General features: G+C 67.9%; 16 protein-coding genes. 7 read left to right on the top strand and 9 right to left on the bottom strand.

Annotation, left to right across the window (positions count from 1 at the left end):
• Positions 1-38: 38 nt before the first annotated feature.
• Entirely contained in the window at positions 39-701 is a 663-nt protein-coding gene (locus ACIBO2_RS49795; RefSeq protein WP_397304622.1) for a M15 family metallopeptidase, read from the top strand.
• A 55-nt stretch (positions 702-756) separates the two neighbouring features.
• On the opposite strand, the gene ACIBO2_RS49790 is transcribed toward ACIBO2_RS49795, so the two are convergent.
• The 6 genes from ACIBO2_RS49790 to ACIBO2_RS49765 form a co-directional block, all read right to left on the bottom strand.
• Positions 757-2,532, bottom strand: a complete 1,776-nt coding sequence (locus ACIBO2_RS49790; protein WP_397304621.1) for an FG-GAP repeat domain-containing protein — start codon at positions 2,530-2,532, stop codon at positions 757-759.
• 67 nt (positions 2,533-2,599) lie between these two features.
• Positions 2,600-4,354 carry an FG-GAP-like repeat-containing protein gene (locus ACIBO2_RS49785; RefSeq protein WP_397304620.1) on the bottom strand — a complete coding sequence of 585 codons (1,755 nt, stop codon included), beginning with the start codon at positions 4,352-4,354 and terminating at the stop codon, positions 2,600-2,602.
• 173 nt (positions 4,355-4,527) lie between these two features.
• Complete coding sequence (locus ACIBO2_RS49780) at positions 4,528-5,037, bottom strand: GNAT family N-acetyltransferase (protein WP_358557679.1); 510 nt, start codon at positions 5,035-5,037, stop codon at positions 4,528-4,530.
• Positions 5,038-5,098: 61 nt separating this feature from the next.
• On the bottom strand, positions 5,099-5,443 hold the full coding sequence (locus ACIBO2_RS49775; RefSeq protein WP_358557682.1) for a DUF6300 family protein: 345 nt from the start codon (positions 5,441-5,443) through the stop codon (positions 5,099-5,101).
• Positions 5,440-8,994: a DNA polymerase III subunit alpha gene (gene dnaE, locus ACIBO2_RS49770; RefSeq protein ID WP_358557685.1), complete on the bottom strand. Its 3,555-nt coding sequence runs from the start codon at positions 8,992-8,994 to the stop codon at positions 5,440-5,442. The genes ACIBO2_RS49775 and dnaE overlap by 4 nt, the downstream gene beginning before the upstream one ends.
• Before the next feature lie 137 nt (positions 8,995-9,131).
• Entirely contained in the window at positions 9,132-10,118 is a 987-nt protein-coding gene (locus ACIBO2_RS49765) for a DUF1838 family protein (protein WP_397304619.1), read from the bottom strand.
• A gap of 139 nt (positions 10,119-10,257) precedes the next feature.
• Between ACIBO2_RS49765 and ACIBO2_RS49760 the strand changes: the two genes are divergently transcribed.
• Positions 10,258-10,698, top strand: a complete 441-nt coding sequence (locus ACIBO2_RS49760; protein ID WP_397304618.1) for an SRPBCC family protein — start codon at positions 10,258-10,260, stop codon at positions 10,696-10,698.
• Positions 10,699-10,733: 35 nt separating this feature from the next.
• Here ACIBO2_RS49760 and ACIBO2_RS49755 read toward each other — a convergent pair whose 3' ends face one another.
• The 3 genes from ACIBO2_RS49755 to ACIBO2_RS49745 form a co-directional block, all read right to left on the bottom strand.
• Positions 10,734-10,922, bottom strand: a complete 189-nt coding sequence (locus tag ACIBO2_RS49755; protein ID WP_397304664.1) for a cellulose binding domain-containing protein — start codon at positions 10,920-10,922, stop codon at positions 10,734-10,736.
• A gap of 214 nt (positions 10,923-11,136) precedes the next feature.
• Positions 11,137-12,702, bottom strand: a complete 1,566-nt coding sequence (locus ACIBO2_RS49750; protein ID WP_397304617.1) for an alpha-L-arabinofuranosidase B — start codon at positions 12,700-12,702, stop codon at positions 11,137-11,139.
• Between the two features lie 321 nt (positions 12,703-13,023).
• The gene (locus ACIBO2_RS49745; protein ID WP_397304616.1) at positions 13,024-13,815 is read right to left on the bottom strand and encodes a DeoR/GlpR family DNA-binding transcription regulator; all 792 of its coding nucleotides are present in this window, start codon (positions 13,813-13,815) and stop codon (positions 13,024-13,026) included.
• On the opposite strand from ACIBO2_RS49745, the gene ACIBO2_RS49740 reads away from it, so the two are divergent.
• From ACIBO2_RS49740 to ACIBO2_RS49720, 5 genes are all read left to right on the top strand, one after another.
• Positions 13,791-15,161 carry a four-carbon acid sugar kinase family protein gene (locus tag ACIBO2_RS49740; protein ID WP_397304615.1) on the top strand — a complete coding sequence of 457 codons (1,371 nt, stop codon included), beginning with the start codon at positions 13,791-13,793 and terminating at the stop codon, positions 15,159-15,161. The two genes, ACIBO2_RS49745 and ACIBO2_RS49740, sit on opposite strands and share 25 nt — an antisense overlap.
• Positions 15,158-15,805 carry a class II aldolase/adducin family protein gene (locus tag ACIBO2_RS49735; protein ID WP_397304614.1) on the top strand — a complete coding sequence of 216 codons (648 nt, stop codon included), beginning with the start codon at positions 15,158-15,160 and terminating at the stop codon, positions 15,803-15,805. Before ACIBO2_RS49740 ends, ACIBO2_RS49735 begins: the two co-directional genes overlap by 4 nt.
• A gap of 65 nt (positions 15,806-15,870) precedes the next feature.
• Positions 15,871-16,818 carry a DUF1152 domain-containing protein gene (locus tag ACIBO2_RS49730; RefSeq protein ID WP_358557699.1) on the top strand — a complete coding sequence of 316 codons (948 nt, stop codon included), beginning with the start codon at positions 15,871-15,873 and terminating at the stop codon, positions 16,816-16,818.
• Between the two features lie 312 nt (positions 16,819-17,130).
• Positions 17,131-17,634 carry a hypothetical protein gene (locus tag ACIBO2_RS49725; protein ID WP_358557702.1) on the top strand — a complete coding sequence of 168 codons (504 nt, stop codon included), beginning with the start codon at positions 17,131-17,133 and terminating at the stop codon, positions 17,632-17,634.
• Positions 17,631-19,901, top strand: a complete 2,271-nt coding sequence (locus tag ACIBO2_RS49720) for a bifunctional polysaccharide deacetylase/glycosyltransferase family 2 protein (RefSeq protein ID WP_397304613.1) — start codon at positions 17,631-17,633, stop codon at positions 19,899-19,901. The genes ACIBO2_RS49725 and ACIBO2_RS49720 overlap by 4 nt, the downstream gene beginning before the upstream one ends.
• Positions 19,902-19,927 lie beyond the last annotated feature (26 nt).

Genomic DNA, 19,927 nt, shown 5'->3' with positions numbered 1-19,927 from the left:
CCTCCTAAACAGCCCTTTTTCTGTGCAAGGAGAGCGTCGTGCCGGACATCGTCCTCATGTCAGACCCCAGAATCAGCGAGATCCCCGTCGAGGATCGCGCGGAGCCGCTGGTAGACCTGCGCACCGTCCCCGGCCTGCGGCTGGACCCGCGGATGGCCGACACCGGCGGAGCGTACGCGCACATCCGCCAAGGTCACGTCGAGCGCCTCCTGCGCGCCCAGAACGGCCTGCCCGACGGGCTGCGGCTGCTCATAGTGGAGGCGTACCGGCCGCCCGCGCTGCAGGAAAGGTACTTCCAGCGGTACGCCTCGCAGCTCGGCGCGGACAACCCCGACTGGTCGCCTGAGCACGTGTACGTGCAGGCCAGCCGTTCCCTGGCGCCGCCCCACATCGGCCCGCACGTCTGCGGCGCGGCGGTGGACCTCACCCTGTGCACCGGCGACGGCGCCGAGCTGGACATGGGCACCGAGGTGAACGCCAGCCCGGAGGAGAGCGACAACGCCTGCTACACGGTCGCGCCGAACATCTCCAAGCACGCCCGCGCCAACCGGGAGACCCTCATCGGCGTCATGTCCGCGGCCGGGTTCGTCAACTACCCGAGGGAGTGGTGGCACTGGTCGTACGGCGATCGTTACTGGGCCCTGACCACCGGCGCTCCCGCGGCCCTGTACCCCCTGATCGAGTGGTCGCCGCGTACATGAGTTCGACCGCCGCGGTGATCGATGATCACCGCGGCGGTCGCGTGTGGTGAGGACCTTAGATCGGCTTGGTACGGAACTGGTCCCAGTTGCCCGCTCCCGAATCCCAGGTCATGGTGGGGGCGTTGAAGCCGCCGCCGGTCTTTGCGGTCCAGGTCCACAGGCCGGTGCGGCCGCCGGAGTAGTCGTAGAAGGTGCCGACGTCGGTCATGTGGTCGCCGTTGAAGTCACCGACGATGGGCTTGGCGCGGGGCTGTTCGAAGTTGCCCGCGCCCGAATCCCAGGACATGACGGGAGCGTTGAAGCCACCGCCGGTCTTTGCGGTCCAGGTCCACAGGCCGGTGCGGCCGCCGGAGTAGTCGTAGAAGGTGCCGACGTCGGTCATGTTGTCGCCGTTGAAGTCACCGACGATGGGCTTGGCGCGGGGCTGTTCGAAGTTCCCCGCTCCCGAATCCCAGGACATGACCGGAGCGTTGAAGCCACCACCGGTCTTGGCGGTCCAGGTCCACAGGCCGGTGCGGGCGCCGTCGTAGTCATAGAACGTACCGACGTCTGCGAGACCGTCGCCGTTGAAGTCACCCGCGATGGCCTTGGCACGGGGCTGTTCGAAGTTGCCCGCTCCCGAATCCCAGGACATGACCGGAGCGTTGAAGCCGCCGCCCGCCTTGGCGGTCCAGATCCACAGGCCAGTGCGGCCGCCGGAGTAGTCGTAGAAGGTGCCGACGTCGGTCATGTTGTCGCCGTTGAAGTCACCGGTGACGGCTTTGGCGCGGGGCTGTTCGAAGTTTCCTGCGCCAGAGTCCCAGGACATGACGGGAGCGTTGAAGCCGCCGCCCGTCTTTGCGGTCCAGATCCACAGACCGGTGCGGCCGCCGGAGTAGTCATAGAACGTACCGACGTCTGCCAGGCCGTCGCCGTTGAAGTCACCCGCGATGGCCTTGGCGCGGGGCTGTTCGAAGTTGCCCGCTCCCGAGTCCCACATGCTGACCGGCGGGTTGAAGCCGCCACCGGTCTTGGCCGACCAGACGAACAGAACCGTCCGGGCCCCCGGGTAGTCGTAGAACGCGGCCACGTCGTCCAGCCCATCGCCGTTGAAGTCCGCCTTCACCTCGGAGGTGCCGGACGGAGGGTCCGTCGACGGTGTCGTCCCCGCGTTCCACAGAGCGTCGACGAGAAGCTGGGCGTCGTGGACCTCCTTGGCGTAGGCGTCCGGGACCGCTGACACCTGCACCTTCTGGCAGATGGCGCCTACGTCCCCGCTCATCCAGGAGTTGTTCGGATATTTGCGCAGCATGGCGTTGAGGAACGCGTTGGTCGCGTACACGGGGTCGATCAACTGCGCGGGCGTGCCCCAGCCCTGGGACGGACGCTGCTGGAACAGCCCCAGGCTGTCGTGGTCGCCGGCCTCCGTGTAGTTGTGCAGGGTGCTCTCGGTGATGGCCGTGGTCACGGCGATCACCGCCGCTCGCTTGTCCAACCCTCGGCCCTTGGATGTGGCCGTGATGATCCGGGCGCAGGAGACGTTGTAGGAGTTCACGCTCTTCCCCATGCGGGGGCCGTTCATCTGCGGCCGGACCTGGTTGGCGATCGCGGTGTCCGCGCTGGTCTCGCCGCCCGGAACGCAGGCGGTGTAGGACAGTGATGCCGCGAGCGACTCGGGCACCGGCTCGCCGGCCGGGCCGGGGACGCGGCTGGTGGTGGGGGCGGGGGTCGGCTCCTGCGCTGCCGCAGGGAGAGCACCTCCGGCGAGGAGTCCTGCGGCCAAGGCGGCCGACACGGTCAGGCGGCGGGTGAAGGGTAAGCGCGGGGTTGCGATGAGACGGGTGATCTTCATGATTTTCTCCAAAAAGGGGTGAGAAGTCCGCCGGCTGCGGCTTGCGCGCCGCAGCCGGCTCGCACGATCAGACAGGCTTGGTACGGAACTGGTCCCAGTTGCCCGCTCCCGAATCCCAGGTCATGGTGGGGGCGTTGAAGCCGCCGCCGGTCTTGGCGGTCCAGGTCCACAGGCCGGTGCGGCCGCCGGGGTAGTCGTAGAAGGTGCTGATGTCGGTCATGTGGTCGCCGTTGAAGTCGCCGGTGACGGCTTTGGCGCGGGGCTGTTCGAAGTTGCCCGCTCCCGAATCCCAGGTCATGGTGGGGGCGTTGAAGCCGCCGCCGGTCTTTGCGGTCCAGGTCCACAGGCCGGTGCGGCCGCCGGAGTAGTCGTAGAAGGTGCCGACGTCGGTCATGTTGTCGCCGTTGAAGTCACCGACGATGGGCTTGGCGCGGGGCTGTTCGAAGTTCCCCGCTCCCGAATCCCAGGACATGACGGGAGCGTTGAAGCCACCGCCAGTTTTGGCGGTCCAGGTCCACAGGCCGGTGCGGGCGCCGTCGTAGTCATAGAACGTACCGACGTCTGCGAGACCGTCGCCGTTGAAGTCACCCGCGATGGCCTTGGCGCGGGGCTGTTCGAAGTTGCCCGCTCCCGAGTCCCAGGACATGACGGGAGAATTGAAGCCGCCGCCCGTCTTGGCGGTCCAGATCCACAGACCGGTGCGGCCGCCGGAGTAGTCGTAGAAGGTGCCGACGTCGGTCATGTTGTCGCCGTTGAAGTCACCGGTGACGGCTTTGGCGCGGGGCTGTTCGAAGTTTCCTGCGCCAGAGTCCCAGGACATGACGGGAGAATTGAAGCCGCCGCCCGTCTTTGCGGTCCAGATCCACAGACCGGTGCGGCCGCCGGAGTAGTCATAGAACGTACCGACGTCTGCCAGGCCGTCGCCGTTGAAGTCACCCGCGATGGCCTTGGCGCGGGGCTGTTCGAAGTTGCCCGCTCCCGAGTCCCACATGCTGACCGGCGGGTTGAAGCCGCCACCGGTCTTGGCCGACCAGACGAACAGAACCGTCCGGGCCCCCGGGTAGTCGTAGAACGCGGCCACGTCGTCCAGCCCGTCACCGTTGAAGTCGGCCCGAACGTCACTGGTGCCGCTCGCGTCGGTGGGGGGAGTGGCGGGCGGACCGTCCTCGGCGCCCACCGGCGCGGAATAGCCGACGATGTCGATGTTCGTGCGCGAGTAGCTGTTCTCCTTGATGCGGTCGCCGCTGTTGCCCTCGATGGTGTAGACGGTGGTGGCGTTCGAGGACTTGACGATCCCGACATGGTCGATGTCGCCGCTCTGGTCCCAGTCGAAGACGACCGCGTCGCCGGGCTGGGGGGCGTAACCGGTGGAACGCGCGTGCCAGGTCCCGTGCTTGGTGCCGTAATCCTTGAAGGAGCTGGCCCAGCCGGTGAGCACGCCGCCATTGGTCTCGGCGACGTCGGCGTCGGGCACTCCCGCGTTCTTCCACACGTACTTGGAGAAGTCCGCGCACCAGTCGCTGTCCCGCCACTGCACGCCGTCCGTGGCCGGGCAGCCACCCGCCGGCTTCCAGGACCGGAAGTACCCGGTGTAGTAGTTGCAACCACTGCCCATCGGCTCTTCGTGGTTGCGGGAGGCGTTGGCGAACTGGCTCTGCGCGACGGCGACGATGTTGCCGCGCGTCACGGCCGCGGCGGGCGCGGTCGTCGCGGCGACCAGCGCCGCAGCCAGGAACGCCGTGGCCGTGGCTCCCGCGCCCAGCCGTAAAAGGAATCCGGTGACGTTCTTGGACGTCGGTGCCGGGGGATTCTGCTCGCTCATGGCGGGCCCTTTCTCCAGGGGTGCTGACCTCTGTGAGAAAGGCTCGGCCAGGGCGCTCCAAGTACTCTCGAATCGTGCTCCAGCACCTTCTATAGAGGCGCGGCGCGCTCTATAGAGGCCGGTCGCCGGGCCTGATTCCGGTGGCTGAGGGCGTGGGCGGGCTAGCTAGGTGATCAGCGGAAGCTCAGCTCGTACTCGACCTGCTCGATCGGGTTGCCGTCACCGAAATCATGCTTGCGGGCCGCACCCGACTCGGTGAAGCCGCTCTTGGCGTAGAAGCGGCGTGACTGGGGCGTGTCGCGCAGCGTCCACAGATGTACCCCGCTGAAGCCCTCCTCGCGCAGCCTGGTCAAGGAGGCGGCGATCAGGGCGCCCGCGCTGCCGGTGCCCCACCCGTCCGGGTGGCTGTAGAAGCCGAAGATCTCCGCGTCTCCTGGCCGCGTCGGCGAGGGACCGAAGTAGGAGAAGGTCAGCGGCCGTCCGGCCAGGGCGGCGAGCAGGATGGTGCCTTGCCCGTCGGCGAGTGTCTCGTGCCACTTCTCGCGTCGGCTCCGTACGGCTTCGGCGAAGTACTCCGGGTCGAAGAAGCCTTCGTAGGCCACCTTCCAGGACTCCGCGTGGATCTCCCCCACCACGTCTCCGTCATCCGTGGTGGCCTGAAATGTCGATATACCTTCTGCCATGAGGTGATTCTTCCATTTTGGGCCTGCCGTCACCGCCCGAGACCACGGCGATCCCGCGCGGCTACAGGTCGCCGCGCCGCCACCGCCCTATCTCGGCTTCCAGCGCCCTCTCGTCCAAGGGGGACACCGACACGTTCTGGGCCCACACCGCCAGCAGCCGCGCGAGCTCCACATCCTCATGGTCGGCCTGGCCGTGGACGTGGAACCACGTGATCAGCGGCGCCGCGTGCGGCGCGTCCTCATCGCAGGCAGGGCAGAGCACGACCCCGGTACGACCGTGCACCCACCCTCCGCCGGCGTTGGCCCAGCCGTACGGTACCCGCGCCGACAGCAGCGCTTCGCCTTCGCAGCGCGGGCACGTGGGCGGCTCCGCGGTCAAGACGACCTCGATCCGCCGTTGGGTCACAGCATGATGGCTTCCGGCCCGAACAGCTGCTTCACGTCCGCGGCGAAGCTGGGCTCGGCGTTGACCGAGAACTCCGGCAGAGCGCACACCAGGGTCTTCCCGCTCAGCCGCTGCACGTTGATCCGCAGCGGCACGCTGCCCTGGTGCAACTTCAGCACGTTACGGAGCTCTTCCACGGTTTGCTGCGTGAGACGTTCCTCGCGAACCTGGATGGTGACGGGATGCCCGGAATCGCTGGTGATGCCGGACACGTCGAGCGGGGTGAGATCTTGCGCGAAGACGCTGATGGCGCCGTCCCGGTTGTTGACCTGGCCGCCGACCGACACCACGACGTCGCCGCGTAGCTCTGGGGCGTACAGCTCGTAGCTCTTGGGGAAGAACAGGCACTCGATGGCCGCGTCCATGTCCTCGACCGTGACGATCGCCCACACGTTGCCGGCCTTGTTGACCCGCTTGTCGACCTTGGTGATGAGGCCGCACACCCGTACGTCGCCGCGGTCGTCACGGCCGCTTTCGAGGAGTTCGGCGATGGTGGTGTCGCGGTTGCGGGCCAGCAGCCGCTCCGTGCCCGCCAGCGGGTGGTCCGACACGTACAGGCCGAGCATCTCCCGCTCGAAGTCCAGCAGCGTCTTCTTGTCCCACTCCATGTCGGGGATCTGGACGGAGAAGGCCGCCTCGCCCTCGTCGTCGCTCGGGCCGCCGAACAGGGAGTCCTGGCCGTGGGCCTCGTTCTTCTTGATGTCGATGACCGAATCGACCGCCTGCTCGTGCACCATGAGCAGCGCTTTGCGCTGGTGGTCGAGCGAGTCGAACGCGCCCGCCTTGATCAGCGATTCGATGACTCGCTTGTTGCAGGCCGTCAACGGCACCTTGCTGAGGAAGTCGTTGAAGTGCTCGTAGCGGCCCTTCTCGGCGCGGGCCTTGACGATGCCCTCCACCACGTTCTCCCCGACGTTACGGACGGCGCCCATGCCGAAGCGCACCTGGGTGTCACCGACGGCGACGAAGTCGAGCTGGCTGTCGTTCACGTCCGGCGGCAGGACCTGGATGCCCATCTTGCGGCATTCGGCGAGGTAGACACCCGCCTTGTCCTTGTCGTCACCCACGGAGGTGAGCAGGGCGGCCATGTACTCGGCGGGGTAGTTGGCCTTCAGGTAGGCGGTCCAGTAAGCGACCAGACCGTATCCAGCGGTGTGGGACTTGTTGAAGGCGTATCCGGAGAACGGCAGCATGACGTCCCAGAGCGCCTGGATCGCCTCGTCGCTGTACTTGTTGGCGCGCATGCCCGCCTGGAAGTTGGCGTACTCGGCGTCCAGGATCTCCTTCTTCTTCTTACCCATGGCGCGGCGCAGCAGGTCGGCGCCGCCCAGCGTGTAGCCGGCCAGCTCCCGGGCCACGGCCATGATCTGCTCCTGGTAGACGAGCAGGTGGAAGGTGGGGCCGAGGATGGGTTCGAGCGCTTCCTTGAGCTCGGGGTGGATGGGCTCGATGTCCTGGCGGGCGTTCTTGCGGTGCGCGTAGTTGGTGTGCGCGTTGGCGGCCATCGGGCCCGGCCGGTAGAGGGCGAGCACCGCGGCGATGTCCTCGAACCGGGTGGGCTCCATCAGTCGCAGCAGCTGCCGCATCGGGCCGCCGTCGAGCTGGAAGACGCCCAGGGTGTCGCCGCGGGCCAGCAGCTGGTACGTGGTCTTGTCATCGAGGGGAAGCGTCAGCGTGTCGAGCTCCACGCCCCGGTTCTGCTTGATGATCTTGATGGCGTGGTCGATGATGCCCAGGTTGCGCAGGCCCAAGAAGTCCATCTTGATCAGGCCCATGTCTTCACAGCTCGGGTAGTCGAACCCGGTGATGATCACCTTGTCCTTGTCCCGCATGTGCATGGGGATCAGGTCCAGCAGGGGCGCCGAGGACAGGATCACCGCCGCCGCGTGCACACCCGTACCGCGGATCAGGCCCTCGATGCCGCGGCCGGTGTCGATGACCTTGCGCACGTCCTGGTCGTTGTCGTACAGGGCGCGAATCTCGGCGCCTTCGACGTAGCGGGGGTGACTCTCGTTGAACATGTCCGCCAGCGGGACGCCCTTGCCCATGACGTCCGGCGGCATCGCCTTGGTGATCTTGTCGCCCATCACGAAGGGGTAGCCGAGGATGCGGGAGGCGTCCTTGACGGCGGCCTTCGCCTTGATCGTGCCGAACGTGTTGACCTGCGCGGTGGCCTCGCTGCCGTACTTCTGGGTCACGTACTGGACCATGCGGTCGCGCTGGCGGTCGTCGAAGTCGAGGTCGATGTCGGGCGGGCTGATGCGCTCGGGGTTCAGGAACCGCTCGAACAGCAGGCCGTGCTCCAACGGGTCGAGCTCGGTGATGCGCGTCGCGTAGGCGACGATCGAGCCGGTGGCGCTACCACGGCCGGGGCCCACCGCGATGCCGTTGTCGCGGGCGTGCTTGCAGATGTCGGCGACGACCAGGAAGTAGGAGGAGAAGCCGAGCGGGCCGATGACCTTCATCTCGGTCTCGTACCGCTCCGTGACCTCGGCGGGGACCGGGGTGCCGTAACGCATCTCCAGGCCGCGTTCGACCTCCTTGCGTAGCCAGGACTCCTGCGTCTCGCCCTCGGGGACGTCCGGGTATTGGGGCATCCGGTCCACGTAGGCGAACACGTCGCTGTAGTCGCCGACCATCTCGGCCACGAGCAGCGTGTTGTCACACCCTTCTGGCAGGTCGGCGAACAGCCTGCGCATCTCGTCGGCGCTCTTGAGGTAGTAGCCCGACCCGTTGAACCGGAAGCGGTTGGGGTCGTCCTTGTTCTTGCCCACGCCGACGCACAGGAGGCTGTCGTGCGCGTCGGCCTGGTCCTCGGTCACATAGTGGCTGTCGTTGGTGACCAGCAGCGGGATGTTGAGCTGCTTGGCCAGTCGCAGCAGGTCGGCCCGGACCTCCCGCTCGATGTCGATGCCGTGGTCCATCAGCTCCAGGAAGTAGTTCTCCTTGCCGAAGATCTCCTGGTATTCGCCGGCGACCCTGACCGCCTCGTCGTACTGGCCGAGCCGGATCCGGGTCTGCACCGCACCGGACGGGCAGCCGGTGGTGGCGATGATGCCGTTGGCGTATTGGGAGACCAGGTCCTGGTCCATCCGGGGCTTGGAGTAGTAGCCCTCGAACGAGGCCAAGGACGACAGCTTGAACAGATTGCGCAGTCCATCCGCGTCCTTGGCCCACATGGTCATGTGGGTGAACCGGCCACCGCCGGAGACGTCCTTGCCGCCTTCGCCGTCCGCCACACCGGTCTCGGCTCGCGACCCCCAGAAGACCGGCTTCTTCACGAACCGGTTCTCCGGCGCCACGTAGGCTTCGATGCCGATGATGGGCTTGACGGGGCTGTCCTTGGCCACCTTCTGGAACTCGTACGCGCCGAACATGTTGCCGTGATCGGACATCGCGATCGCCGGCATCTCGAGGCGGGCGGCCTCCTTGAACAGCGGCTTCATCTTCGCCGCCCCGTCAAGCATGCTGTACTCAGTGTGGACGTGCAGATGTACGAAGGACTTGCTCACCCGTTCCCCTAACCTTGCCCCGGCCCGACTGCACGCATGAGCCTATTCCGTCACGCGAGGCTGTTGGAGCATCGAACCCAAGGCACAGACACCCTGTTGCCAGGGTGTTGCCAGAGTGCAATGCGACTCCCGGAAGGTCAGCCCTTTCCGTTGGCGGCGCACCAGCCGGACCACGTGGTGGCACCCTTGCCCAGCTGCTTGTTGTAGAAGGAGCTCCAGGAGTTCTCGCTCGGGCCGGGCGCGGTGGGAGCGGCCTTGAAGAGCGGGTACGCGGTGTCGATCTCCGCCCGTAGCCACGGCTCGACGTCCAGGTAGGAATCCAGCGACCAGCTGCGGGCGTGGTAGGTCAGCTGGCCGCGGACGCCGGTCTCCGGCAGGCACATGAACGGCGCCCACGGGCTCGTCCTGGCCCAACTGATCTTGGTGTCCATCGCGCCCTTGGGGATGCTGCCCGCGACCGTACGGGCCGCGACCTCGCGATCGTCGACGTAGAAGTCGAACATCTCCTGGGCCGCGTAGACGCCGTTCACCAGGCCGAACTGCTCGCGCAGCGTGGCCCCGAAGTCGGTGCGTACCGGGATGTCACTGGTCCACTCGGTCTCGTCGTGCATCTGCCGCAGGGGCGGGCCGACGTAGGAGGAGGTGACGTTGAACGGGCCGAAGTTCACCGTGTCGTTGTTGATCGGGACGACGGGGTAGGTGCGCTGGTCGATCGGGTTCTTCCACTCCCGCAGGATCTTCGTGGGGTCGGCGGGGTCGGTGTAGAAGACGATCTCGCGGGAGAGCTGGTAGAGCTGCGTGGTGCCGGGCACCCGGTACAGCCGCCGGATGTTGTAGCCCTCGATGTTGAACAGTCTCTGGCCATGGCGCAGCTGCGGGTCGTAGGCGTTGCCCTCGATGTTGGCGTAGACGGCCCCTGAGATCCGGAAGACCATGTCCTTTCCGTCCGGCCGCCCGTTGGTCTGCAGGGACAGCAGCCCGCTCTTGTCCGTGACCGTCTTGAAGACCGGTCCCGGATATGTCGGATCCTCGGTCTGCTGGTCCGCCGCCGCGCCGGGAATGGCGACGCACACGAACAGCGCGGCGAGGGCCGCGGACAGGGTTAAGCCACGACGCTTGGACAAGAGTGCTCCTGGGATGCCGAGGATGACAGTGATCACGCTGATCATCCCAGGCCGCTGTTCGTGATCATTCCGCGCTTCCCGGCGGTAAGAAATCTGACCACAATCGTCGACATAACTCGCAGGTACGGGAGGAGGCCAGGTGTCGAGCAGCGTGCTGACCCACGAATTCCACGTGAACGCCACACCGGAGAAGGTGTTCGAGCACCTGACGACGCCGGAGAGCTACATCGGCCTGTCCCCCCTCGTGGTGGCCGTCAGCGATGTGGACCGCTCGGAGCCCGACGTGATCCGGTACAGGGCCGTCGAGCGTTTCCGGTTTTTACGGATCTTCACCTACGACAACGCGATCGACGTGGCCCTGCACACCGACGGCCTGTCCGTCCGCGGCGAGGTGCGGAGCCCGGGACGCATACGCATGGCCTACCGCTTCGACCTTGAGCCGGACGGTACTGGTACACGGATGAGCGACCGGCTCGACCTGACGGCGCCGTGGCTCCTGGCCGGGTTCGCGGCCGGCCAGGCGCGCAATGTCCAGCTCGCCCGCGCTCGGATCCTGGCAGCGCGGCTGTCTCGTAGGTAGGCCCTCAGTTGTCAGGCCCAGGTGTATCCGGACTGTCAGGCGCAGGTGTACCCGGACGGAAGTGCGGTGTTGCCGCTCGGGCGGGTCGCCTGGAAGCCCACGCTGGTGGTGCTGGCTCCGGGGGCGAGGGTGCCGTTGTGGGCGACGTTTCTGATGGTCACGGTCTGTCCGCTGACGGTGAGGGTGCCGTTCCACGAGCCGGTCACCGTGTGCCCGGCCGGCAGCGTGAAGGTGGCCGTCCATCCGGTGATCGTCGAGGTGCCGGTGTTGGTGATGGTCAGCGGCTGGACGACGTACCCGGTGGCCGCGCGAACTGGGCAAACATCCCCTTCGCAGCCGAAAATTTCGGAAATTAGCTGAAAATGGAAGTTCTACGGAGAACGGCAAGGAGCCGCCCCCAGGGACCGGGGACGGCTCCACTCAAACGGGCGACGTCATCTATGCCCAGGATTGTTCAACAATCCAGCTGACGTCGTTGGCCCATGAAGTGGCGCTGTCGAAGGCGTTCGAGCCGCCGTTGCTGGCGATGTAGACGATGTTGTTGTAGTGGCGGATGAAGCGGGTCGGGAAGTTGTAGGAGGCGAGCGAGGAGCCCTGGCCGCTCTTGCCGGCCTGCGGGCAGAAGGTGGCGTCGGCGGCGAACAGTGAGCTGCCGTCGTTGTGCTGCCGGTACAGCTGGTAGTTCTGGTGCCGCAGGAAGTCGCCGGGGTAGTTTCTCGACTCGAACGACACGCAAGAACCGCTGGCCAGGCCGCTGCGCACGACCCATGAGGCGTCGCTCTTGTCGAGAGACGAGCTGGCCGAGGTGATCACCGACGTGACGACCTGGTCGTTCTGGTGCCGGATGTAGCGGTCGGTGTAGGAGGGCGTCGTCGCGCGCAGCGAGATCGACGAGCCGGGGGTGAGCGTTCCGCCGGGGTTGCCGCCGCTCGACGGCGCGTATCCGGCGGCGACGATGCCGGCCTGCACCGAGTTCTCGGTGGCGTCCGACGGATAGCCGGAGGTCATCACACCTTCGTAGAAGGTGCCGCGGGCACCGACGCTGTTGTCGCCGCCGATGCCGAGGATGATCGCCCCTTCCTTCTTCATCGGGTTGTAGCCCGCGACATTGGGGCGCGCTCCGTTGTAGTACGTCGACAGGTTGCCCGACTGCGCGTTGCCGGCCCGGATCGACCAGTGGTTCGGCTCACCCTTGATGATGGCGGTCAGGAACCGGTGGTTCACGGTCGGGTCGTTCGCGTTGTAACCCGGGTTCACTCCGGAGAACAGGCCGTTCTCGAGGTCGGCCATGACCCAGGGTCCGTTGCCCGTGCCGTAGCCCCAGACCTTGATGTTCCCGAAGTAGATGGCCTCCATGGTGCCGTTGCCGTTGTCACGGCTGTTGGTCTCGGCGTTGCCGTAGTCGAAGCAGCAGCCGCCGTTGTAGTGCGTGCCGTCGAAGACCGCGTACATCCCCTCGGGCTGATCGCCCTTCGCGACGCCATTGGCGTTGTTGTTGCGGTAGCCGGTGCCGGGAGCCACGTAGACGCCGTACGCCTTGTGACCGTTGATCATCGTCGGCGCGGCGGTCGCGTTCGCGAGGTTGTCATACCCGCCCGGAGACGGGCCGGGGAACCCGCCGGGAGGCGCCTGGGTGAGGTTGTTACCCCGACCCGACTGGTCGTAAATGATGGTGATGAGGCAGGTCGTACCCGCACAGAACGAATCCTGGGTGGCGGCGTTGGCGTATCCGCCCGCGCTCAGGAGGCCGATGTTCCTGGTGGTGTTGTCCGAGGTACGACGCACCTGGTAGAGCGAGCCGTTGTAGGTGCCGTACAGGGCGCGGGTCGTGCTGTGCGCCGCGACGCACGGGGTGCCGCCGGCGGCGTAGATGTCACACGACAGCGATGTGGCGGCCTGGGACGGCGTGGAGACCCCGGCCAGGAGGCCGGCGGCGAGCGCGACGGCCGCACCGGCGGACAGCAGTACCTTTTTAAGCTGCCGTAATTGGGACCGAACAATCATGATGAACCTCTGCCTTTCAGGGGGGCGTCGCTATATTCCAGGCACAGGTCATCAATGAAAGACGCGAAGGACGCCGCCATGCGGCCGTGCGCACAGCGACATGCCTGCCGACCTGCGATATCGCGACAGGGACGGAAAGGAGGTTACATTGTTAGCGCTAACATTCTTGCGTGCTATAAGACCTCCAGAGACGCGCTTATGGGTTGACTGGCTCACTATGGATCGGAAGCCTATGTTGCGTCAAGGTTTCAGCAGAGTTATGAAAACGCGGCGCGGCCAGAACGATCACCGGGAAACCCCGCATCGCCCCGCGAGGCGCTGCTAGATCCGGGCCAGCTCAAGGTCGGTGCCGCCGGCGCGGATCCCTTCGGCGGCCGCCTCGGTGAGCGCGGCGTCGGTGATCACCATGTCGAAGGCGGTCAGCGGCGCGACCCGGTACATCCCGAAACTTCCGTACTTCGACGACCCGGCCACCAGCACCGAGCGTGACGCCGCTTCCATCGCCGCCTGCTTGATCTCCACCTTCGCGGCGGTCGGAGTGGTGACGCCGCGGATGAGGTCCCACGAGCCGGTGCTGATGAACGCCAGGTCGAAGGCGAGCTGCCGTACGGTGGCCGCGGCCAGCCGCCCCACACTGGAGCGGTTGTCGGGCTCGACCTGGCCGCCGGTGTGGATGACGGACAGGTGCCTGGCCGCCCGGAGCTCCTCGACCGTGGTGAAGTCGTTGGTCACCACGGTCAGCCCCTCGCGCGGGAACAGGAACGAGACCATGGACAGGATGGTCGTTCCGGCGTCGAGGTAGACGGTCATGCCGTCCTTCACCAGCTCGGCGGCGGCCCGGCCCATGGCCCGCTTCTCGGGCTGCTCGATCAGCGACTTGTCATGGAACGTCGGCTCGGTGTGCACCTGGTGGGCGATGCGCACACCGCCCGGCACGGAGAAGACCCGCCCCTGCCGCTCCAGCTCCGCGATGTCGCGCCGCACCGTCATGTGCGAGACGCCGAAGATCTGGGTGATCTGCTGGACGCTCAGCACACCCTCGCGCCGCAGCTGCTTGAGCAGCCGTTCGCGGCGCTGGTCCGGGATGAGTGGGGGCTCCTCCGGGGCGGTCATCGTGCGCTTTCCCTCCCTGTCGGCTGCTGGTCGCCCGCGGGTTCCGCACTGTGGTGGCAGTCGGTTCTGGCGGCCTGGAGAGCCTCGTCGACGAGCAGGCCGATGCCGTGGTGGTGGCGCTGAAGTCGCGCACAGCGCCCGTCGCCGATGCCGTGCGCGACTCGGTGGCGGCGCTGGACGCGTTGCGCGCCGCGGGATGCGAGCGCTTCTACGTCAAGTACTGCTCCACCTTCGACTCCACACCCGAGGGCAACATCGGCCCGGTGGCCGACGCGCTGCTGGACGCGCTCGGTGAGACCCGTACGGTGGTGGTGCCCGCCTTCCCGGCGACCGGACGCACCGTCTACCGCGCCCGGCTGTTCGTCCACAACGACCTGCTCGACGAGAGTCCCATGCGTGACCACCCGCTGACGCCCATGCGGGATTCGCACCTCGGTCGTCTGCTGTCGCCTCAGACGCGGCGGCGGGTGCACTTCATCGGACACGACACGGTACGGGCCGGCGCCTCGCACATCCGTACGGCCCTGAACGCCACGGAAGCCGATGGCGCGCTGACCGTCGTCGACGCCACCACGGACGCGGACCTGCGCGCCATCGCGGCGGCTACCGCCGAGCTGCGGCTGGTGACCGGCGCGGCCGGTCTGGCGCTCGGCCTCACCGGCCCGCACCCCGGATCCGCCCGAGCGCTCGCCCGCCCCGCCGATCGCCGGTTCGGCGTGGTGCTGTCCGGCAGCGCCTCGGCGGCGACTCGCGCGCAGGTCGCCCATGCCCGCCCGGCACTCCCCCACCGGCGCCTCGATCCGGTGGCGCTGCGCCGCGACTTCGAGGGCGTCGTCGCCGACCTGGTCGGCTTCGTCGTGGCCAGCTGGCACGAGGACCCCGACCGGCCACCGCTGATCTACTCGACCGGGCCGGACACGAACCTCAGCCCGGACACGAACCTCAGCCCGGACACGAACCTCAGCCCGGACACGAACCTCAGCCCGGACACGAACCTCAGCCCGGACACGAACCTCAGGCCGGACACAGACGCGAACCTCGGCCCAGACACGAACCTGGGCACGGATGCGGAGCTCGTGGAACGCGCGCTCGCCCGGTGCGCGGCCGACCTGGTGGCGGCCGGGGCCCACCACCTGCTCGTGGCCGGTGGCGAGACGTCGGGAGCCGTGGTCACCGCACTCGGCGCCCGGACCCTGCGTATCGGCGCCGAGATCAGTCCCGGCGTGACCTGGTCGCGTACGGAAGCGCGGCTGAACGGGCGTTCCCTACCGATCAACCTCGCCCTCAAATCCGGCAACTTCGGGGAGACGGACATCTTCACCACCGCATGGGACAAGCTGTCGTGAGCGCCGAACTGGTCAAAGCGGGCGCCCACCTGGCCGCCCTCGGCCTGAGCCCCGGCTCGTCGGGCAACCTCAGCGTCCGCCAGGGCGATCGACTGCTCATCACCCCAACCGGCGCCGACCTGGCCGCCCTGGACCTCGAGGGGTTGTCGGTCCTGGACGAGCACGGTACGCACGTCGCCGGGCCCATGCCGTCGAAGGAGTTCCCCCTGCACCTCGCGCTCTACCGGCGCGATCCGGCCGCCAAGGCGGTCGTCCACCTGCACTCACGGCACGCCGCGGCCGTCGCCTGCCTGCCGCCGTGGTCGCCACGCAGCGCGATCCCGCCGCTCACACCGTACTTCGTCGTCATGCGGGTCGGGCAGACACCACTGATCGGGTACGCCGCTCCGGGGGACCCGGCCCAGGCCGGGGAACTGGAACGGCTCGACTTCCCGTTCCGGGCCGCGCTCCTGCAGAACCACGGCCCGATCGTGACCGGCTCGTCGATGCGTGCGGCAGTGGACGCGGCCGTCGAGGTCGAGGAGGTCTGCGCGCTGCTCCTGCTGCTCGGCGACCGCGAACCCCGCTTCCTCGCCGACGCGGAGATCCGTGAGCTCACCGGCAAGTACGGGACTCCCTGGGACATGGGAGCGCGCCTCGCGTGAAGGACCAGGGCGCGCTTGCCTGGACAGTTGAGCGTTTCAACAAGCTTTGCGGAAAGATGTGACGCATGTTCGGCACGCCCCTTTCCGCCCGGCTTGAGCGTTCCAGCCGGATCCTCGTCGCCGGCGCGGGCGGAGGTTTCGACGTGTACGCCGGGTTGCCCCTTGCCCTGTCTCTCCGGGAGGCCGGCAAGGAGGTGCACCTGGCGAACCTGTCGTTCAGCCACCTCGACGCCCTCGACCTGGACGTCTGGCTGTTCGAGAACGCGGCGGAGATACGCCCGGACACCACGGCCCGCGACTGGTACTTCCCCGAGGGCTGCCTGGCCCGCTGGCTGGCCACGCACGGCCAGCCGTCGACCGTGTACGCCTTCCCCAAGGTGGGCGTCCGCCCGCTGCGCGCCGCGTACGCCAAGCTCGCCGAGCACCTCGACCTGGACGCGGTCGTCCTGGTGGACGGCGGCACCGACATCCTCATGCGCGGCGACGAAGCCGGCCTCGGCACCCCGGCCGAGGACATGACGAGCCTGGCCGCCGTCCAGGCTCTCGACGTCCCCGAGAAGATCGTGGCCTGCCTGGGCTTCGGGGTGGACGCCTATCACGGCGTCAACCACGTACAGGTCCTGGAGAACCTGGCGGCCCTGGAACGCGACGGCGCCTACCTGGGCGCGTTCTCCGTCTCCAGGTCCACGAAGGCGGGTGCGCTCTACCTCGACGCCGTCGCGCACGCCCAGGCCGAGCTGCCGACGTACCCGAGCATCGTGAACGGCTCGATCGCGGCGGCCGTGCGCGGCGAGTTCGGGGACGTGCGCTTCACCGACCGGACGAAGGGCAGCGAGCTGTTCGTCAACCCGCTCATGGCCATCTACTTCGCCGTGGACCTCGACGCGCTGGCCCGGCGCTCGCTCTATCTGGACCGGCTCCGGGACACCGAGCTCATGCGCCAGGTCGTCTCCGTCATCGAGACGTTCCGCGACGAGGTGACGCCCCGCCCGCCGAAGGCGTTCCCGCACTAGGGGATCCCGCCCGAGCAAGTCGTGCGAGGTGGAGAACCACGATGATCTCACGGTCGGCCTCTTCGGCCGTAGCAAGCGCGATCAAGACGGACACGATTTGATGGTCCTTCACATCGAAGATAAACACGCCGCCTGAGGACCGAGGCGTAGCTACGACCTGGAGCAGACCGCCGACGCGAACCTCGCCGCCGCGGCTGCAAGCTTGGGCCGCCGCCGGACTGGCGCCGCGGTACGACTCAGACACCGCTGAGCATCCAGCCCAAATCGCGCTATTTCCCCACAAGTTACATCTGGTCACTACCATTTCCCGATGTGTCTCCTGAGCATCACCACACGACAGCCGTCTTCGTCGACCAGAGCGGTCGTCGGCGACGGCTGATCATGATCGGCTCGATCGCGTCCGGCGTGCTGGCCCTCGCGCTGCTCGCCGTCGTCATCGGCGGCCTGTTCTCCAACACGACGCTGTCGGTGACCGGGTGGCCGGGCGATCAGAAGGGCGGGATGGGCAGCACGGCTTCGCCCGACCCTTCACCGACGCCTCGGGCGAGCCGGACCAAGCGGCCCATCCCTTCGGTGACCCAGGCCCCGGCGCGTCCCACTCCAAGCAGCACCCGGTCCGCCGTACGGTCGAAGGACCCTGCGACCGTACGGACCCCGTCGCCGTCGCCCAGCGTGAAGCCGAGCACGGAACCGGCACCGGAGCCGACCGCTGAGCCCACGGTCGAGCCCGTAGCCGAGCCCACCGACCTGCCGCCGGGCCAGAACAAGACGCCGCCGGGGCTCGACCCGGGCCGGACCAAGGGGCCGAAGAAGTGAGCGACCTGGCCGACCAGGACAAGCAGGCCTGGCCGCGCCCAGCGGTCTCCGCCTGGCAGGATCCCGCTTCGGTCCAGTGGGCGGGTCAAGGTGAGGCGGGTCAGGCTGAGCAGGCCCGACCACCCGCCCCCACGCCATCTTCCGCCAAACGGGCCGACCCGAGGGGCCACTGGTTCCTGCTGGCCATCGGCATGCTGCTGGCGGTCGGCGCCCTCGTACTCAACGGGTACGTGACCAACGTCGTCGGCGAGACCCGCGCCGCTCCGCCCGCCACCGACCACCCTTCCCCGCAGCTGGCGGCGATGCGGCGCGGCGGACCCGTGCTGAACCTCACCGGCAGCGAGCCCTCCAGCGCGCACCTGCCGAACAAGACGATCGCCCTCACCTTCGACGACGGCCCGGATCCCGCCTGGACGCCGGCGGTGCTCGACGCCCTGAGGAAGCACGGTGCCAAGGCGACGTTCTTCGTCGTCGGCTCGAAGGTCGCGAAATACCCCGAACTGGCTCGGCGGATCGTCGCGGAAGGTCATGAGCTGGGCAGCCATACCTACACGCACGCCGAGCTGGCGACGGTTCCCGGCTGGCGGCTCAGGCTGGAGCTGTCCCTGACGCAGAAGGCCCTGGCGGGAGCGACCGGGCTGCACACCGCCCTGGTCCGCCCGCCGTACTCCTCCACTCCCGAAGCGATCACGGGCCCGCAGTGGGAGAGCATGAAGGCGCTGGCGGCCGAGGGGTACCTCGTCACGCTGACGGATCTCGACACCAAGGACTGGAGCCGCCCCGGCACCCGGAAGATCGTGACCTCGTCGCTTCCGGCCGGGGGCCGAGGCGCGATCGTCATGATGCACGACTCGGGTGGCGACAGGCGGCAGACCGTCGAGGCCGTCGATCTGGTCCTGAAGGAGGTCGCGGGCAAGGGCTACCGGGCGGTCACGGTGACCAAGGCCCTCGGCATGCCGCCGGCACAGCAGCAGGCCGGCGGAGTGGACCGGTTCGTCGGCTCGGCCTTGAACGTGGCCCAGCGCGTATCCGGATGGTTCACCGACTCGCTGTCGTGGGTGCTCGTCGCCGCGGGCGCGCTCACGCTGGCGCGACTGGTCTTCTTCGCCGTACTCGCGTGGGTGCATGCCCGCCGTACCAGAGGTGGAAAGCGGCGAAGAGGGCGCGCGCCCGCGTGGCCCGCGCCCCCGCCCGTGACGGTGATCGTGCCCGCCTACAACGAGGAGGCGGGGATCCAGGCGACGGTACGCTCACTGGCCGACACCACCTACCAGGGCGGGCTGGAGATCCTCGTCATCGACGACGGCTCGACCGACGCGACCGCCGAACTGGCCGCCGGGCTGGGACTGGCCAACGTACGGGTGATCCGGCAGCGCAACGGCGGCAAACCCGCGGCGCTCAACACGGGCATCGCGGCGGCCGGGCACGAGTTGATCATCATGGTGGACGGCGACACCGTCTTCGAACCCGCGACGATCGGCCACCTGGTACGCCAGCTCTCCGACCCCACGGTCGGCGCGGTGAGCGGCAACACCAAGGTCGGCAACCGGCGCGGCATGATCGGCCGCTGGCAGCACATCGAGTACGTCATCGGGTTCAACCTCGACAGGCGTGCCTTCGAGCAGCTCGACTGCATGGCGACCGTACCCGGCGCGATCGGGGCGTTCCGCCGCTCGGCGCTGGTGGCCCTGGGCGGCGTCAGCACCGACACGCTGGCGGAGGACACCGACCTCACGATGGCACTGTGCCGGGCCGGATGGCGCGTGGTCTACGAGGAGAAGGCCCTGGCCTGGACCGAGGCCCCGACCACGCTCGGCCAGCTGTGGAAGCAGCGCTACCGCTGGTGCTACGGCACCATGCAGGCGATGTGGAAGCATCGACGCGCTGTGCTCGACCAGGACCCGTTCGGTCGGCGCTGCCTCGGCTACCTGGCGCTGTTCCAGGTGCTGCTGCCGCTGCTCGCACCCGTCGTCGACCTCATGGCGATCTACAGCACGGCCGTGGGCGATCCCTTGCCGGTGGTCGCGGTGTGGGCCGGGTTCGTCGCGGTGCAGGCGGTGACCGGCTGGTACGCGCTCCGCCTGGACGGCGAGCGCGCCTCGGCCCTGTGGGTGCTCCCTTTGCAGCAGTTCGTCTACCGGCAGCTGTTGTACCTCGTGGTGATCCAGTCATTGGCGACCGCGGTGCTGGGCGTCCGGCTGCGCTGGCACACGGTACGCCGGGAGGGCACGTTCAGCGCGCCCACCGCTCCCGGTCTCTTGCGCTGACGGCTTGACTCTTCCTCTGTGGGAGA

Source organism: Nonomuraea sp. NPDC050022 (assembly GCF_044460705.1).
Lineage (GTDB): Bacteria > Actinomycetota > Actinomycetes > Streptosporangiales > Streptosporangiaceae > Nonomuraea.
This window is presented reverse-complemented; position numbering and strand designations above follow the sequence as displayed.

Bases quoted from the DNA above. Each gene is read 5' to 3' on its own strand.
- ACIBO2_RS49785 (WP_397304620.1), bottom strand. From the start codon at position 4,354: ATGAGCGAGCAGAATCCCCCGGCACCGACGTCCAAGAACGTCACCGGA.
- ACIBO2_RS49730 (WP_358557699.1), top strand. From the start codon at position 15,871: ATGTTCGGCACGCCCCTTTCCGCCCGGCTTGAGCGTTCCAGCCGGATC.
- ACIBO2_RS49790 (WP_397304621.1), bottom strand. From the start codon at position 2,532: ATGAAGATCACCCGTCTCATCGCAACCCCGCGCTTACCCTTCACCCGC.
- ACIBO2_RS49780 (WP_358557679.1), bottom strand. From the start codon at position 5,037: ATGGCAGAAGGTATATCGACATTTCAGGCCACCACGGATGACGGAGAC.
- ACIBO2_RS49745 (WP_397304616.1), bottom strand. From the start codon at position 13,815: ATGACCGCCCCGGAGGAGCCCCCACTCATCCCGGACCAGCGCCGCGAA.
- ACIBO2_RS49750 (WP_397304617.1), bottom strand. From the start codon at position 12,702: ATGATTGTTCGGTCCCAATTACGGCAGCTTAAAAAGGTACTGCTGTCC.